Below are 15,499 nucleotides of genomic sequence, written 5' to 3'. Positions count from 1 at the left end.
ACCAATAATTGGGGATGTCCCTAACCTGAGTGCGTTTTTAGCATAAGGAGGTTACAATGCGAAAGAAAAGATTAAAGGCGATTTCATTTTTACTGATTGCGACTTTGTTAATGTGGGTGAAAACCTATGTTATCTATAAATCTAGCTTTAATATCAAAATTGAAAATTTCATGCAGGAATTTATCCTGTTTATTAATCCACTTAGCTTTCTCTTGTTTATCTTCGGTATCGGTTTATTCTTTAAAGAAAAAAATCGCAATCGATATATCATCGTGACGAGTTTTGTTCTGACATTTATTTTATTAGCTAACATTGTATTTTATCGATTCTACAGTGATTTTCTAACCATCCCCGTCCTATTTCAAACAAACAATATGGGTGACCTCGGGTCAAGTATTACCTCTTTAATTGAACCAGTTGATTTTCTGATGTTTGTTGATATCATCATTTTAATTTGGCTCTATAAAAAACAGCCTTCCTTTAGAACAGATGTAACGATTTCACGTAAGGGACGTGCAGCTTATTATTTATTTGTGGCAGCCACTTTCTTTTTTAACCTTGGTTTGGCTGAAACAGAAAGACCAGAGCTGTTAACTCGTTCATTTGACCGTGAGATGCTAGTGAAAAACATCAGCTTATATAACTTCCATATTTATGATGGGGTTCTGCAATCGAAGCAATCCGCTCAGCGAGCACTTGCCGACAGCAATAGCTTAACTGAAATTGAAAACTATGTAAGCGCAAATCAAACAGACCGTAATGAAAAGACGTTTGGTCAAGCAAAAGGACGAAATGTCATTCTAGTATCGCTTGAGTCTACTCAGAGCTTTGTGATCAATGAAAAATTGAATGGGAAAGAGATCACGCCGTTCTTAAACAAATTGATCAAGAAAAGCTACAATTTCAGTAATTTCTATCATCAAACGGGTCAAGGGAAAACATCCGACTCCGAGTTTATTGTTGATAATTCACTCTATCCGCTTGGAAGAGGAGCTGTATTTTTCACAAATCCAAGCAACGAGTTCAAAGCCGCACCTGAGTTGTTAAAAGAGGAAGGCTATCATTCTTCTGTTATTCATGCGAATAACAAAAGTTTCTGGAACCGTGACCTGATCTATGACAGCTTTGGCTACGACAAATTTTTTGATATTAAATCATTCGATGTAAATGAAGAAAATTCAGTTGGCTGGGGACTAAAAGATGGTCCGTTTTTTGAGCAGTCAGTGGATTTAATGAAAACGATCCCGCAGCCGTTCTATACGAGATTGATTACATTAACGAACCATTTTCCATTCGACTTAGATGAAGAAGATAAGCTCATTGATGAATATGACTCAAAGAGCAAAACGTTGAACAAATACTTCCCTACAGTGCGTTATCAAGATGAGGCACTCAAGCTTTTCTTTAAAAAAATGAAGGAAGCAGGGTTATACGATAACTCCATTTTTGTGTTATATGGGGATCACTACGGGATTTCTGAAAACCATAACGAAGCAATGGGACAATTCTTAAACAAAGACATTACACCTTTTGAAGAAGTTCAGCTTCAAAAAGTACCATTTGTTGTACACATTCCTGGTATCACGGATAAACATCCAAAAGAGATTGATACAGTTGGCGGCCAAGTGGATATCCGTCCAACAGTCATGAACCTTCTAGGAATCGATACAAGTAAGCAAATTCAATTTGGTCATGACCTATTATCAAAAGATACAAATGACTTCACAGTGCTTCGAGATGGAAGTTTTATTACGAAGGACAGTGTTTTCACAGCTGGTGTGTGCTACAACAAAGAAACGGGTGAGCCGAGAGAAGATGAGTCTGGTTGTCAGTCTTATGAAGAAAAGGCAAAACAAGAGCTTCAATTCTCTGATCAAATTATCTATGGAGATCTCCTTAGATTTTATGACCGAAACAACTCGGACCATTCACCATCTAAAAAAGAAGATGACACTGAGCTAAAAAAGGCGTCTTAATTTAACAGAAACCTCTGCTATTTACATGCAGAGGTTTTCTTTTTTTACTTACTGGTTCATATAGTGTGAGAGGGGAGGGATGTAAATGAAAAAGTCGTTTGGCACAATTGAATGGCATCTGGATGAGGCAAGGAAGGAGGATGTGGCAAAGCAGCTTGGTATAGGGAAAGAAGCTTTCCGTTTATCCAATCAGTCAAATACGGATCACCTCCTTTTACCGGGGTATAGACTTCCAGAAGGGACCCATTCATTTCAATCGGTAGGTGATGTGCAAAGCTTCATTGCGCCTTACCGGCTCCAGCAATCAGATGAATGGATCAGCGGAACATTTGAATATGATAGCGCTCACTTAGAAGGAGAGCTTCAATATTTGAAAGCTGTTTTTCCTTTTCTTCAGATGAGTGTGATTGGTCAATCAGTGCTTAATACGCCCATTTATGAAATCCGTACGGAGCCTGTACAACATTTACATTCCATACATGTTAATGCCTCTTTTCATGCAAATGAATGGATCACGACCTCTGTTTTATTAAAATGGCTTAAATCACTTTGTTTAGCGGCCTCGGACCCAGTGCAAGCAAGACATCATGAAGCGGTTCGTATATTGCAGACCACTGCTTTGTCTATTGTACCCATGGTAAATCCAGACGGTGTTGATTTGGTTCGCAATGGCCCAGAATCTTTAGGTCTGTGCCGTGAGGAGTTCGCGCCGCTAAATGGTGGATTTTCCGATTATCGAGAATGGAAGGCGAATATTCGAGGAATTGATTTAAACAATCAATTTCCTGCCTATTGGGAAATCGAATATTATCGTAATAAGCCGAAGGCACCGTCTTATAGGGATTTCCCAGGGCATCAGCCGTTAACAGAACCAGAAGCGAAAGCAATGGCACATCTCGCCTTACGAAAACGCTTTGACCGGCTAATTGCCCTTCATACACAAGGAGAAGAGATATACTGGGGGTTTCTTGGCCACGAACCGGCCATTTCAAAAGAGACGGTCGAACGGTTAGAACGGGTGAGCGGTTACAAAGCGATTCAATATCTTGATAGCTATGCAGGTTATCGAGATTGGTTTATTTATCAATGTAAAAGTGAGGGCTATACGGTGGAACTTGGGCGAGGAAAGAACCCGCTTTCTATGAGTCAATTTGATTCGATCTATGAAAAAACAAAGCGGTTATTGTGGGAAGCATGTAAGTATTAAAAGCACCTAATTGGTGCTTTCAGCGTGTAGACAAACCCTCGCATTCTTTGTCAGTCCTGCGTGCCGGTGCTCACGAAGGTAAAAGTCTCTCCGCACCAGTACTCGTCCTTCCTAGGGCTGCAAAGGTTTTCTATCACGCTGAAAAGAAGACAAAGGGCTAAAATTAAGTTCATTTTCGCCCTTTGTCAACAATCTTTTAATACGTTCAAACCAATCAATTTCTTATGGTCAATAAAAACCGTGCTGATGTGATTGACGAGAGCATCCCTGTAAGCTATTGTGAAAGAGTGGTTGTAAAAAAAAGGATATGAATTAGGGAGATGTCGATGATTGAATGCTCAAAGCCTGTGGAAACGGAATTTTACTTATCTATTTGTTTCTAAAATGTGTAAAATTACTGCTGATAGTTTATCTTTTAACACCATTTTGTGGCTTTTAGTGCTAGGGGGAAAAGGAGCAATTGGAACAGCATTTTTTATTGCCGTTAGTTTTGTCCCTCAAGCCATTATTGGGCCGTTTATTACCCCAATGATGAAGCCGCATCAATTGAAATTTTGGATGTGCTTTGCTGATTTAACTCGGGCGGCGATTATACTTGTGATTGTGGTGAGTTACTTTTATGATTTTTCTCCTTTGGCACTCATCATTGCCGGTATGTTGCTGCATTCAGCGACTGGTGGTTCCTATGAACCAGCTTCCGTGTCCATTATTCCAAAGCTTGTGCATGAAGATGTGATACAAAAGGCGAATGCAACCATTCAATCAGCCAGTCATGTGGTCAGGCTTGTGACTGTGACGATTTGTGGTGTCATGATTGCATTTGTAGGGGTAGGATATACAATGCTTGTCATTATTCCTCTTTACCTCATGTCTGCTTTGCTGGTTTTGCTGATTACATATAAAACGGAAGCGATCATGGATAAAGGAAAAAAAGGATTATCATACGGAAAACGATTAATAAGAGGATTTTCACTTGTGAAAAGTCATCATATTTTGTTTCCATTAGCCATTTTTTGTGTCTGCTCCAATTTTGCTGCGGCACCGTGGGAGGCATTGTCGGTTATTTATTTAACAGAAGATTTACATAGTGGACCAGTAGTATATTCATTCATCAAAGTGACCACGGCATTAGGTGCATTTTTGATGGGATTCGTTTTAACAAAGGTGAAAGTGAATCGATACGGTCTGTTGTTTATCGGGGCAGGGATCGTTGATGGAATTGCATTTTTCATTACAGGGATGAATGCTTTATTACCACTTGTGTTTATATCTGCATTTGCCTTAGGTGCAGCCATCAGTGCAGTCAATGTACCTGAACATACGATGATTCAATTGTCAGTAAAAGCGGAGGATCAGCCGCAAGTGTATGCGATTATTAACATGATCTCGTATTTAATGATACCGTTAGGCGCTCTCATTGGTGGTTATATGGCGACGTTATTCGGTTCAGGTTATGTCATTGCAGCAGGAGGACTGATAGAGGCTATTTCAGGTATATGCTTGCTCCTTTTCACAAATATTGGGAAGGTAGAGAGAGCAGATTTGACGATAGAACGGGACAAACCAAGCTTAAACGCCACATGATCATGGCATTTTTGAATCACGATGGGTTACAATGAGAACGAGAAAGAAATAGGATGTCATTGAAAGGAGCAAGAACCATGGCGATAGCAGATGTCACCATCATTCCAATAGGCACTGATACACCAAGCGTGAGTGCATATGTAGCAGACGTACAAAGACTGTTAGAGGGCTTTCAACAAGAAGGGAAAATCAAATATCAGCTCACACCAATGAATACATTAATTGAAGGGGAGCTATCCGTTTTATTTGAGGTCATTCAGCGTATTCATGAAGCTCCATTTGAAAAGGGTTTACACCGAGTAGCAACCAATATCCGCATAGATGACAGAAGAGATCAAACGACCACCCTTTCAAGCAAATTAGAAAGCGTGAATAAACATTTGAATCAATAGAAAAAGCCTGCTGATTGCAGGCTTTTAATGTGCAGTTGGATAACCGCTATAGATGATGGTCATGACGGTAAACCATCCAAAAACCAAAAATGTGGCGCCAGCGAAAGCAATGGCCAGTACGTTCACTTTTTTGAGTGAGCGATAGATGCCGAGAGCGGCTAAAATCGTGACTAGACCAAAAATAATGACGAGCATCATATGAAAGTCCCCCTTTGTCATCAATCCCCTTGATTTCCTTTCTTTTCATTTTAACCGTTTTCATAAAGCTTGTCGAGTACATTCAAGTTGACGATTGTTTGAATTTTTATTGAATAGCCTTCATAATAAAAAAGAATGAAAAAAGTAGTAGGTGATGAAAATGAATTGGAGAAGAATGCCACTAGGCTATGTGCAAGCGAACGCATATATTTGGAAAAATGAACAAGGAGAATGTTTAATTTTTGATCCAGGCGGCGAAGCGCAAAAGCTAATTTCTTATGTGAAAGAAAAACAGCTGAAACCACTTGCAGTCTTACTGACACATGCCCATTTTGATCATATTGGTGCAGCAGATGAGGTGCGTCAAGAATGGGGAATTCCGCTTTATGTCCATGAAAAGGAAAAAGAATGGCTGACAAATGCTCAGCTAAACGGTTCAGCTCGACTAATTGGTAACGGAATTACGGTCAAAGAAGCGGAACAATTGATTACGTCAGAAGGACCTCTTCAAATTGGATCGTTTACATTAGAAATGTTCCACACACCAGGTCATTCACCTGGCAGTGTGTCTTACTATTCAGCGGAAGAGGGATTTGTGATTTCTGGTGATACTTTATTCCAAGGCGGTATCGGGAGAACTGATTTAACGGGCGGTAATCAAGACGTGCTACTTCAATCGATACATGACAAATTGTTGTCATTGCCAGAATCAACTCTTGTGTTAAGTGGACATGGCGAGGAAACAACTGTGCTTACAGAACAGGAGCAAAATCCGTTTATCAATGGGTTTTCTTTATAATCGCACGCACGAAAAAAGCATCTCTTTCAAAAGAGATGCTTTTTTCTATTAATGTCCGGTACCGGGAACCATGATGAAAATCGAATAATATGTAAATCCGGCAAAGAAAATCGTCAAGTACGCTCCGAAAATGTAAATATACATTCTTTCGGATAAATTCAAGTAGGATAAAAATACAAAAAGAACGGTTTGACCGAAGAACAGCAAGGATGCATCTTTCATATGTCCTAAATAGAACATGACAGCAAAAATACCCGTCCAAAACCCAAGAACGCGGAACATGCGATTCATTTCTTTCCCTCCCCTTAAAAAACCCCTTTGATTCATATTATAGCTGATGATCACTTGTTATGTAAACATTTACATTTTTGACAACGTGTGAACATTCATTCTTTCGTTAGAAAAAATTTTTTTGAAAAAGTGATGAAAAAGTGTTTATGCCTAAATTTATGAGGGTACTTAGTCCATAAGAGAAAAGGTTAACGACCTAAGGAGGAAGACTAATGAGTGACATTACTTTTTATTCATACCCAAGCTGCACGTCTTGCCGCAAAACAAAACATTGGTTAAAGGCGAATCAAATTGATTTTAAAGAGCGTCACCTTTTCAGAGAAACGCCAACTCTAGACGAATTGAAAAAAATCCTTTCCTTAACAACAGAAGGAATGGATGAAATTTTAGCTACTCGAAGCCAAGCTTTTAAAAGCTTAAATTTAAATATTAATGATCTAAAAGTAAATGAGGTACTTCAGCTTCTCATTGAAAAGCCAAAGCTGCTCCGGAGACCTATTATCATTGATGGAAATAAATTAGTGGTCGGCTATAATCCAGGAGAACTCATGAAAATTTCAAAAAAGAAAGCGATTCATCAATCGGTTTCCTAATCAAAAACGAAGATCAGCTGAATGATGTTTCAGCCGTCTTCGTTTTTGTGCTGAACTGGGCTAGCTGGGTTCGAACCAACGATCACGGAGTCAAAGTCCATTGCCTTACCACTTGGCTATAGCCCAATATGAAACGTGTAATGCTATTGTTCACCATCTGCGGTCATTTATACATAAAAAGTTGGTTGTCACTAGTTGTAAGTGAAAAAGGAGCGAACGACAGAAATGAAAAATGAAAAATCTGAGCAATTATATGAATTTATTCTTAAAGAAGCCCCTGTCATGACCGAAGAATGGCTGAAAACAAGAACAGAAGAAGGCTCATTATACTCCAAACATGCTTCAGAGGAGACAGAAAAGAAGCTGAAAGAACAAAACACAGCATTTATCCAAACCATTGCAGCAACGTTAGTCACGCTATCAGATAAAGTAGAAGACCACCTAAAAAAGTGGTCGGTTGATATTGCCCGCGATCGAGCTGTTCATGAAGTACCTTTATATGAAATCATCGGACAATTTAAGGTGTTCCGTCACATTTTTTGTTCCAGAATTGAGACCTTTACACAACAAACGGAGCTTGAAGTGACACTCAAAGATGTGTGCGATTGGAATCAGCATTTTCACGCAACATTTGATGACATGATTGCACGTTTATCAGAAGAGTATGACCGCGTGACAATCAATCAGCTTAATGCACAAAGAGAAATGATTCAAGAGCTTAGTGCGCCTGTTATTCCAGTTTCAAAAGAGATCGGTATTTTGCCGCTGATTGGTGAAATTGATACGTACCGGGCAAAAATCATTTTGGAATCAGTACTAGAACAGGCATCTAGACTGCGTCTAACCCATTTATTTATTGATATATCTGGCGTTCCCGTTGTTGATACGATGGTTGCTTATCAGCTGTTTAAAGTGGTTGATAGTGCGAAGTTGCTAGGAATTGAGACGATTATATCAGGCATTCGCCCAGAAATCGCTCAAACTGTAGTGAAACTGGGCATTGATTTCTCAAAAGTAAATACTGAACACAGCCTTGCAAAAGCTTTAGAAAAAAGAGGATTTCGTATCTTTGAAGAGCAGCAGCAAGAAGCAACGTGAACCAAAAAATGTTACTAGTAAAAGTAACGGGTCCATTGACAAGGAGAAACAATATAATGAGCATATGAATGAGATGACCAATTCGCATACAGATTTGGTCTCTTTTTTTACCCATAAATCAGACACGAAAGGATATTCTTTATCTTCAAATCAGTAATCTATTAAGGAGGATTAAATTTGGAGACACCTCCTTGTAACAGATTATCCATAATGAAAGAACCAAATGAAATAATCATCAAAAAGAGGTGCCAATAGCACTTCTTTTTTATTTTCTCCTCTGAACGGAACCCGTTGTTGTAAAAGTCAGATTTTTTGATATGTCCTTCTGTTATTTATAGATGAAATACACCTCAAATTGAACATTTTTAACCTTTTTCAGTCATGAAAATCATGAAATACGCTTTTGTCAGGCACGTTACGCCATCATACAATATGGTCACTGAAAGGAGTGAACCACTTGTATGGTATTGAATATTTGGGGCAAGAGCTGTTAGAAGAGGCGTGCCGAATGAGAGCATCTGATGTGCATATTGTTCCGAGAGAAAAGGAAGCTTCAGTCTCTTTTCGTGTAGACGCTGACCTCATTCAGCAGCGGATCATTGACAAAAAGAGCGGAGAGCGGCTCATTGCTCATTTCAAATTTTTATCTTCTATGGATATTGGTGAAAGAAGGAGACCACAAAATGGATCATTGGCTGTGATGCTAAGACGTGGTCAAGTGTTTGTTCGGCTCTCTACACTACCAACTGTAAATGATGAAAGTCTAGTGATTCGGATTTTACCGCAGGATCATGTGCCTAAAACAAAGTATTTGTCACTGTTCCCGAAAGCTTCAACGAGATTATTATCGTTTCTGAATCATTCGCATGGGCTCATTTTATTTACAGGACCAACAAATTCAGGGAAAACGACAACACTTTATTCATTGATTCAGTTTGCCAAAAAACATTTTAATCGGAATATTATTACCCTTGAAGATCCTGTGGAAACAAGAAATGAAGAAGTGTTGCAGGTTCAAGTAAATGAAAAAGCTGGTATCACGTATGCGGCAGGTTTACGCGCTATTTTAAGACATGATCCAGATATGATTGTGCTTGGAGAAATAAGAGATGCGGAAACAGCCAGAACAGCTATTAGAGCAGCTTTGACAGGCCATTTAGTCATGAGCACACTGCATGCAAAAAATGCAAAAGGAGCTCTTTATCGAATGCTGGAATTTGGTGTGACGATGAATGAACTCGAACAAACAATGGTTGCCATTGCTGCTCAGCGGTTAATCGAACTCGCATGTCCATTTTGCGGCGAAACGTGTGAGCTTTATTGCAAACTAAATCGGCCAGTCAGACGAACAAATGTATTTGAATTGCTTTACGGAAAGGAGCTTGGTGAGTGTATCAAAGAGGCAAAAGGAGAATACGCTCATTCGTCATACGAAACACTGCAAAGATTAATTCGGAAAGGAGTGGCACTCGGCTATTTATCAAAAAGCACATATCATCGCTGGGTTTATGAAGAAGCGAACCTCTAAAGCCTGGTCTAAAAAAGAACAAGCTGAATTCTTATCGAAACTGGCTCAATTGATTCAAGCTGGATATACATTGGTTGAGGCATTAACGATGGTGAATATTCAATTATCAAAAAAACAGCAACAGCGATTAACGCCAGGTATTCAGTGGCTGCTTGAAGGGGAGCCTTTTTACGTTGTACTTGAGCGACTTCATTTTCAGCGGGAAGCCGTCGCTATTCTTTGTTTTTCAGAGAAACATGGCAGCCTAGCGCGAGCTCTTGAACAAAGCGCCCGTTTTTTAGAGAAAAAAATCATGCAGGTAGACACATTCAAGCGTATGTTACGATATCCGATTTTTCTTATGTTTACGGTTTTTGTTGTGCTCATCATTGTTCAGCAAATGATCGTCCCTCAATTTTCTTTATTATATTCATCTATGAATACAAGTATGTCATGGCTCATTCAAGGAATGTTTGGCCTCTTCCAATTCCTACACGCTTTGCTGCTCATGATCGGTTGTATATGTATCTGTCTTTTTGGATATTATGAGCTCTTTTTTAAGAAAAAATCGACCCTTGAGAAACTAAAAGTCATCAGCAGGCTGCCGGTGTTATTTAAAGGGGTGCAGCTGACGCATACGTATCTTTTTTCCCTTCAACTAAGCGGACTTCTTCAAGCTGGGTTATCGATTTACGAAAGTTTGCAAGCTTTTAAACAGCAGACCTATTTACCCTTCCTTCAAGAAATGTCTGAACAAATGATAGGAGAGTTAAGAAAAGGTGAGAGTATGGAACATCAAATAAGCCGGTCTCCTTTTTTCGAAAGGCATTTTGCGGCTGTCATTAAGCATGGGGAAGCAAGTGGGATGCTAGCAAGAGAAATGTACACATATAGTCAATTTCTTTTAGAGAATGCAGAATTGAAAATTGAAAAATGGGTTTCATGGCTGCAGCCTGTCATCTATGGCTTAACAGCATTTCTTATACTCATTGTGTATTTATCTATTCTTTTACCAATGTATCAACTAATGGAACAAGTGTGAAAAGGAGGACTAAAGCATGAATGATAAAGGATTTACACTGTTAGAAATGTTAATTGTTATGCTTGTGATCTCCATTCTTTTATTGATCACCATTCCAAATATCACTCGGCATCATCAAAGCATTCAAGCAAAGGGCTGTGAAGGGCTGAAATCAATGGTGAGTACACAGGTAATGGCATATGAATTAGAGCATGACGGCAAGACGCCATCTTTAGCTGAATTAGAAAAAGAAGGCTATGTCAAAAAAGGATTAACTTGTCCAAATGGAAAAGCAATTTTCATTCAAAACGGCGATGTGAAAAATGAATAAATCGCTTTTCCAGGAGAAAGGATTTACACTCATTGAGCAGCTCTTGATCGTCATGATTTTCTCTATCTTATTATCGATAATAGGTGGAAAAGTGCCCAATGTATTAGAAAGTGCTGAAGCAAAAAAGCAAGTGAACTTGCTAAAACAAGATCTTCAATTGGCATCTTATACTGCATTTATTAAAAAAACACGAGTAACTGTTGAGTTTCACCCGCCCAATGTATCTTATCAAGTCATCGAGCAGAATAGTGAGCAGATCATTGCTTCTAATCCACATAAAAAAGGCACCATCAAGCAATCCACATTTCAAAAAGGCCTTCACTTTAATAAAAACGGACATCCAAATAGCGGCGGTTCTCTCATTGTTCAATTTGGCAGTCAAATATATAAACTCACGATTTACTTAGGGAGCGGGCGGATTCATGTTCAGCAACAATAAAGGATTTAGTACGTTTGAGATGCTCTTTTCTTGCCACCTCTTTCTATTTGCTGCTCTTGTGCTCGTGCCATCCTTTGAAAAACTGACAATTGGGAAAGAAGAATTAAGGGCTAAACTTGAAGCTTATCAAATCTTACATGAGTATATGAATAAAGCTTTTATAGAAGGTCAAAATGAATCAAGTACAAAGAAACGAGGCGAGATCACATATGAATTCATTTGGGGTCAGGAGAAGGGATGTGTTTCATACAAAGTACAAAAAAAGAAGACGATTTGCTTTCGACATTTGGAGCGATGAACAAGGCTTTACACTCGCTCAAGCAATATGGCAATTGCAGCTATTTTTGCTGCTTTCTTTTGGCTGCATGCTGCTTTTATCAATTGTTGAAAAAGCTCATCCGTTTGCAGAAATCAACAAATTTTCGGAAATGGAGTGGAAACAAACGGTCCTGCAATTAGAGGAGGATCTAAATTGTGCTGTCGCTGTAAGAGCGGTGAAAAATGGAACAGCTCTGGAGTATACTTCAAGTCAAGGGCGAGTGGTGACGATTGAGCCGTATCAAGAGATGCTTCGTAAACGAACGGATCAGGCAGGTCATCTCCCTTTATTACAAAAGGTGAAACAATTCTATGTAGGAACAAAAGAGCAAACCACCACTCTCCAAGTCACAGATGTATTTGGTCAAGTACATGAGGCTGTTTTTTTCACTTACAAAGGAGTGATTCCTAAAACGTGAAAAGAGAAGACGGGTTTATTTATCCTCACGTATTTGCTGTCATTCTTTTATTTTTATTGATTCTAGGCTCGATGACCATTGGGTTTCAAATAGAGTTGAAAAGTGCAGAGCTCACGATTTCTTTTTATCAAAAACAGCAGTTATTTAGGATGGGACTAAATGAAGCTGCAAACAAATTAAATCGTATTTGTGATCAGCAATTAAGTCCAATTGTCACAGAAGAAGGCCGAGTGACATTGAAGCGAATTGGGTGCGATCACAGAAAAAAGATAGTCCGCCTCTTGGTTAACATCGAAACAAAGGGTGGTGTAACTGACGAGCGGGAACTAGAGATGAATAAGGAGACAGGAGAAATCAATCAATGGATCAGCACTCATTAGCGAGTGTATAAAACGATACTCTTCTTGGTAACACTTTAAGGAAGAAGAGGTGAGTGTTCGATGAAGACAAATGATTATGTAAAATATATGACGCAGGAAATTATTAAATACATGAATACACCACGTGATGAGCGGAAAGAACATAAACAGGAAAAAATGGAGACAAAACCACCATTTTCTCAGCGTTTATTTGGTGTTCTGCCTTTTGGCTTCTCAATGATGCTAAAAAAAAGTCAACGTCATCGTCATCGACAAAAGTAAAAAGCCGCCAGCAGGCGGTTTTTTAATGCCATTTTAGCTGTATTCTTCGACAACAATGACTTTATTGACCTTGTTCGAGTATGGGTTATAGGAAATGGTGACATATACCCCAAATTCTTTGGCCTGATCTTTCAACGTAATATGATATTGCTTCACGGATTCTTTCTCCCGGTGCCGATCCCACACTTTTTGTTTGAATAAAACATGTGCTAACGGATACCGTTTTTTTGCTTCTTTGACTGCCCTTGTTTCCCATTGATCTGCGGCAGCAGTGATTCCTTTTGCCTCCGTTAGATGGGCGCTTTGGATCGAAGGGCTTAACAGTAAACTGAGCATGATCATGATTCTTCCATATTTCAACTAACATCACCTCACCAATTATTATCCTGACCAAATCCTGCACTTTTATGTAAATTTTTAAGAAGTACAAATGTCACAGAAAAAAATATTGAATATGGCGAAAGAATGAGAAAATGGAAGAATTTTCTCGGTAATGTTCTTGTTTAAGAACAAAATGGACTAATTTGACGTTTTGGATTTTATAGGTAATTCCTTATACTGAGTGTAATCGTTCTTTTTAAAGAACAATTGTTCAAGGAGTTGAAAGAATCAATGAAACAGCCGCTCTTTGTACTATTTTGTGCTATTTGTTTGATTTTCACTTCTTTTTTTATTACGTCTACTAATGCTTCTTTTAACGATGTCGAGCATTCGAATTTTGTCATGAAAACATGTGAAAATTTCGAAGAGACAGATCAGCATTGCCAGCTGAAGAAATGGGATAGAAGCCATTTGAAACTGATCGATCAAACGATTATTGAGGGGACAGTCTGTGCGCCTCAAAAGTTGAGCATGTCACTAAAAAATATTGGACAACCCATCGCGCACTCTGAATGGAAGTGGGAACTGTATAAAGTAGAGAGTGCTCAGATGCCATTACAAGATGGCCATGTTATTGAAAAAGGTGCTATACAGTCCCTCTCATCAGAAGAAACGACGACTGTCACGGCAGTTAAAGCAAAAACAAATGGAATTTATTTGTTTAAAATCTATTATCCTAAAGGGTTTGGTGGTTCTGAAAAGCCATTCTTTACGTCTCAACATATGCAGCTTTCGAACTGTCAAGAAAAGGCGTCCTAAATAGGGTTTGCCTGCTGAATGAAACATGATATGTAAAGGGGAGAAAGGTATGAAAAAATGGATGAAAATGTCTGGGAGTATTCTTTACGCGCTGGTCTTCACGATGATGATTGTGTGTATTATTGTCGTGTTGTCATCAAGGACGACAGGTGGAGATCCTCAGATCTTTGGTTATGAGTTCAAGCAAGTATTATCTGGATCAATGGAACCGGAATTTTCGACTGGTTCATTGATTGTCGTGAAACATGTCACCTCACCTGAAACACTCAAAAAAGGGGATATTATTACGTTTCAAACGAAGCAAGACCAATCCTTTGTGACTCACCGCATTGTTGGGGTGAAAGGAAAAGGAGTAAATAAAGCCTTTGAGACAAAAGGAGACCACAATATGTATCAAGACGGCACGCTCGTCAAAGCGAATCAAGTGACTGCGCAGTATACGGGAGTGAACATTCCTTATGCAGGAAAGCTTCTTTCGTATGCAGGAACTTCTGCTGGGACCGCTCTTTTGCTCATTATTCCAGGGGTGATGCTGCTTGTTTATTCAACCATTCATTTTGTTGGTGCTGCCAAACATCGAAGACATACGGCTGAGTTACATATGTCAGAGGAACAAGCATAAATTTTCGTTTGTAACCTAAATCAGGTTTCAATAAAACAATTTATTAGGGGGTTCAATCATGGCAATGAAAAAATCAATTCGTTTAGGTGTTTTATCGGGAGCATTAGGTCTTGCTTTAATTGGAGGGGGAACGTGGGCTGCATTTAATGATGTTGAGACGGCAAACGCGGTCTACTCTACAGGAGAGCTGAATCTATCTGCAAAAGAGAATTCCGGCGCCATCAACCTTGCGAACATAAAACCCGGTGACCGTATAAAGAAGGAATTTAATTTTGAAAATAAAGGGTCTCTTGCAATTAATCAAGTCCTGATGAGTCTTGATTACAGCCAATTTCAAGATGGAACATCAGCGAAAAATGGCGGGAAGAATACAGCTGAAGAATTCCTCAGCCAATTTCAGGTGAGTGTTCTAACGGTTGGAGCCGAAGGTGGGAATGGATACCCGAAAAATATTATTTTAGACCATGCAAACCTGCTTGACCTGCATCTATTAACGTCAAAGCAGGATCAGACCGCATTTGAAAAGCTTCGTCATGCCGTCGATGAGAAGTTTTTACATGAAAGTGGTAAAATTAATGTTGCCACCGTTGATGGGTCAACAGCTCCAGAGTATGACGGCATTCCAAAGAATCCGTTTGATTACGATAAAATGGAAATGATCATTGAATTTGTCAATGACCAGACGAAGGATAAAGCGGGTCACTATATCCAAAATAAATACCAAGGCGATGCGATTCAAATTGATCTTTCCTTCGAAGCGACTCAGTGGAATGGTTTAACGATCAATCCAAAAAAGCATACGGATGAAAAAGGCTACGTGAAAGAAAACGAAAAAGCACACAGCGAAGATAAAAAATAAAGTCAGTCTTTAGACTGATAACAAGATCTGCATAGCAATTGGAGGAGTATGCGCTAAAACATGC

Annotated in this window: 21 protein-coding genes and 1 tRNA gene; 18 read left to right on the top strand and 4 right to left on the bottom strand. The window is 39.1% G+C overall.

Annotated elements, in window-relative coordinates; all coding sequences use genetic code 11:
• Positions 1–56 precede the first annotated feature (56 nt).
• From ID12_RS15995 to ID12_RS15980, 4 genes are all read left to right on the top strand, one after another.
• The gene (locus ID12_RS15995; protein WP_025207626.1) at positions 57–1,976 is read left to right on the top strand and encodes an LTA synthase family protein; all 1,920 of its coding nucleotides are present in this window, start codon (positions 57–59) and stop codon (positions 1,974–1,976) included.
• A gap of 85 nt (positions 1,977–2,061) precedes the next feature.
• The gene (locus ID12_RS15990) at positions 2,062–3,183 is read left to right on the top strand and encodes a M14 family metallopeptidase (RefSeq protein WP_035390821.1); all 1,122 of its coding nucleotides are present in this window, start codon (positions 2,062–2,064) and stop codon (positions 3,181–3,183) included.
• 330 nt (positions 3,184–3,513) lie between these two features.
• Positions 3,514–4,767 (top strand): MFS transporter, encoded by a 1,254-nt coding sequence (locus tag ID12_RS15985; protein WP_035702765.1) that lies wholly within the window; start codon positions 3,514–3,516, stop codon positions 4,765–4,767.
• Positions 4,768–4,844: 77 nt separating this feature from the next.
• Positions 4,845–5,159, top strand: a complete 315-nt coding sequence (locus tag ID12_RS15980) for an MTH1187 family thiamine-binding protein (RefSeq protein WP_008342314.1) — start codon at positions 4,845–4,847, stop codon at positions 5,157–5,159.
• A gap of 24 nt (positions 5,160–5,183) precedes the next feature.
• Here ID12_RS15980 and ID12_RS19145 read toward each other — a convergent pair whose 3' ends face one another.
• Entirely contained in the window at positions 5,184–5,357 is a 174-nt protein-coding gene (locus tag ID12_RS19145; protein WP_003217333.1) for a DUF2759 domain-containing protein, read from the bottom strand.
• A 160-nt stretch (positions 5,358–5,517) separates the two neighbouring features.
• Between ID12_RS19145 and ID12_RS15975 the strand changes: the two genes are divergently transcribed.
• A complete protein-coding gene (locus ID12_RS15975; RefSeq protein ID WP_017357989.1) occupies positions 5,518–6,156 on the top strand; it encodes an MBL fold metallo-hydrolase in 639 nt (212 codons plus the stop codon).
• Between the two features lie 48 nt (positions 6,157–6,204).
• On the opposite strand, the gene ID12_RS15970 is transcribed toward ID12_RS15975, so the two are convergent.
• Positions 6,205–6,447 (bottom strand): DUF2626 domain-containing protein, encoded by a 243-nt coding sequence (locus tag ID12_RS15970; RefSeq protein ID WP_003217440.1) that lies wholly within the window; start codon positions 6,445–6,447, stop codon positions 6,205–6,207.
• A gap of 212 nt (positions 6,448–6,659) precedes the next feature.
• On the opposite strand from ID12_RS15970, the gene ID12_RS15965 reads away from it, so the two are divergent.
• Complete coding sequence (locus tag ID12_RS15965) at positions 6,660–7,040, top strand: Spx/MgsR family RNA polymerase-binding regulatory protein (RefSeq protein WP_007501232.1); 381 nt, start codon at positions 6,660–6,662, stop codon at positions 7,038–7,040.
• Between the two features lie 55 nt (positions 7,041–7,095).
• Here ID12_RS15965 and ID12_RS15960 read toward each other — a convergent pair.
• Positions 7,096–7,166, bottom strand: a tRNA-Gln gene (locus ID12_RS15960).
• 99 nt (positions 7,167–7,265) lie between these two features.
• On the opposite strand from ID12_RS15960, the gene ID12_RS15955 reads away from it, so the two are divergent.
• The 9 genes from ID12_RS15955 to ID12_RS15915 all read left to right on the top strand — a co-directional run bounded on the left by ID12_RS15955 (position 7,266) and on the right by ID12_RS15915 (position 12,814).
• Complete coding sequence (locus ID12_RS15955) at positions 7,266–8,138, top strand: STAS domain-containing protein (RefSeq protein WP_035390819.1); 873 nt, start codon at positions 7,266–7,268, stop codon at positions 8,136–8,138.
• 457 nt (positions 8,139–8,595) lie between these two features.
• Positions 8,596–9,666, top strand: coding sequence for a competence type IV pilus ATPase ComGA (comGA, locus tag ID12_RS15950; protein WP_035390817.1), 1,071 nt, complete (start codon positions 8,596–8,598; stop codon positions 9,664–9,666).
• Positions 9,647–10,687, top strand: coding sequence for a competence type IV pilus assembly protein ComGB (gene comGB, locus ID12_RS15945; RefSeq protein ID WP_035390815.1), 1,041 nt, complete (start codon positions 9,647–9,649; stop codon positions 10,685–10,687). Before comGA ends, comGB begins: the two co-directional genes overlap by 20 nt.
• A gap of 16 nt (positions 10,688–10,703) precedes the next feature.
• Complete coding sequence (gene comGC / locus ID12_RS15940; protein WP_008342186.1) at positions 10,704–10,997, top strand: competence type IV pilus major pilin ComGC; 294 nt, start codon at positions 10,704–10,706, stop codon at positions 10,995–10,997.
• Positions 10,990–11,436: a competence type IV pilus minor pilin ComGD gene (gene comGD, locus ID12_RS15935; protein ID WP_017357985.1), complete on the top strand. Its 447-nt coding sequence runs from the start codon at positions 10,990–10,992 to the stop codon at positions 11,434–11,436. The genes comGC and comGD overlap by 8 nt, the downstream gene beginning before the upstream one ends.
• Complete coding sequence (comGE, locus tag ID12_RS15930) at positions 11,420–11,734, top strand: competence type IV pilus minor pilin ComGE (RefSeq protein WP_007501227.1); 315 nt, start codon at positions 11,420–11,422, stop codon at positions 11,732–11,734. Before comGD ends, comGE begins: the two co-directional genes overlap by 17 nt.
• Positions 11,676–12,173 carry a competence type IV pilus minor pilin ComGF gene (comGF, locus tag ID12_RS15925; RefSeq protein WP_046343974.1) on the top strand — a complete coding sequence of 166 codons (498 nt, stop codon included), beginning with the start codon at positions 11,676–11,678 and terminating at the stop codon, positions 12,171–12,173. Before comGE ends, comGF begins: the two co-directional genes overlap by 59 nt.
• The gene (locus ID12_RS15920) at positions 12,170–12,553 is read left to right on the top strand and encodes a competence type IV pilus minor pilin ComGG (RefSeq protein WP_050827405.1); all 384 of its coding nucleotides are present in this window, start codon (positions 12,170–12,172) and stop codon (positions 12,551–12,553) included. Before comGF ends, ID12_RS15920 begins: the two co-directional genes overlap by 4 nt.
• Before the next feature lie 60 nt (positions 12,554–12,613).
• A complete protein-coding gene (locus ID12_RS15915; protein ID WP_046343970.1) occupies positions 12,614–12,814 on the top strand; it encodes a YqzE family protein in 201 nt (66 codons plus the stop codon).
• A gap of 33 nt (positions 12,815–12,847) precedes the next feature.
• On the opposite strand, the gene ID12_RS15910 is transcribed toward ID12_RS15915, so the two are convergent.
• Positions 12,848–13,174 (bottom strand): DUF3889 domain-containing protein, encoded by a 327-nt coding sequence (locus ID12_RS15910; protein WP_048001387.1) that lies wholly within the window; start codon positions 13,172–13,174, stop codon positions 12,848–12,850.
• 252 nt (positions 13,175–13,426) lie between these two features.
• Between ID12_RS15910 and tapA the strand changes: the two genes are divergently transcribed.
• Genes tapA through tasA form a run of 3 tightly spaced genes read left to right on the top strand, consistent with a single transcriptional unit; the run spans position 13,427 to position 15,435 of the window.
• Entirely contained in the window at positions 13,427–13,954 is a 528-nt protein-coding gene (tapA, locus tag ID12_RS15905; protein WP_050827403.1) for an amyloid fiber anchoring/assembly protein TapA, read from the top strand.
• Positions 13,955–14,003: 49 nt separating this feature from the next.
• Positions 14,004–14,576, top strand: a complete 573-nt coding sequence (gene sipW / locus ID12_RS15900; RefSeq protein ID WP_017357979.1) for a signal peptidase I SipW — start codon at positions 14,004–14,006, stop codon at positions 14,574–14,576.
• Between the two features lie 58 nt (positions 14,577–14,634).
• Positions 14,635–15,435, top strand: a complete 801-nt coding sequence (tasA, locus tag ID12_RS15895) for a biofilm matrix protein TasA (RefSeq protein WP_035390805.1) — start codon at positions 14,635–14,637, stop codon at positions 15,433–15,435.
• The last annotated feature ends 64 nt before the right edge of the window (positions 15,436–15,499 follow it).

It is taken from the genome of Bacillus altitudinis, assembly GCF_001191605.1.
GTDB classification, from domain to species: Bacteria; Bacillota; Bacilli; order Bacillales; family Bacillaceae; genus Bacillus; species Bacillus altitudinis.
The sequence above is the reverse complement of the archived record's forward strand: the minus strand, read 5'-3'. Positions and strand labels throughout refer to the sequence as shown.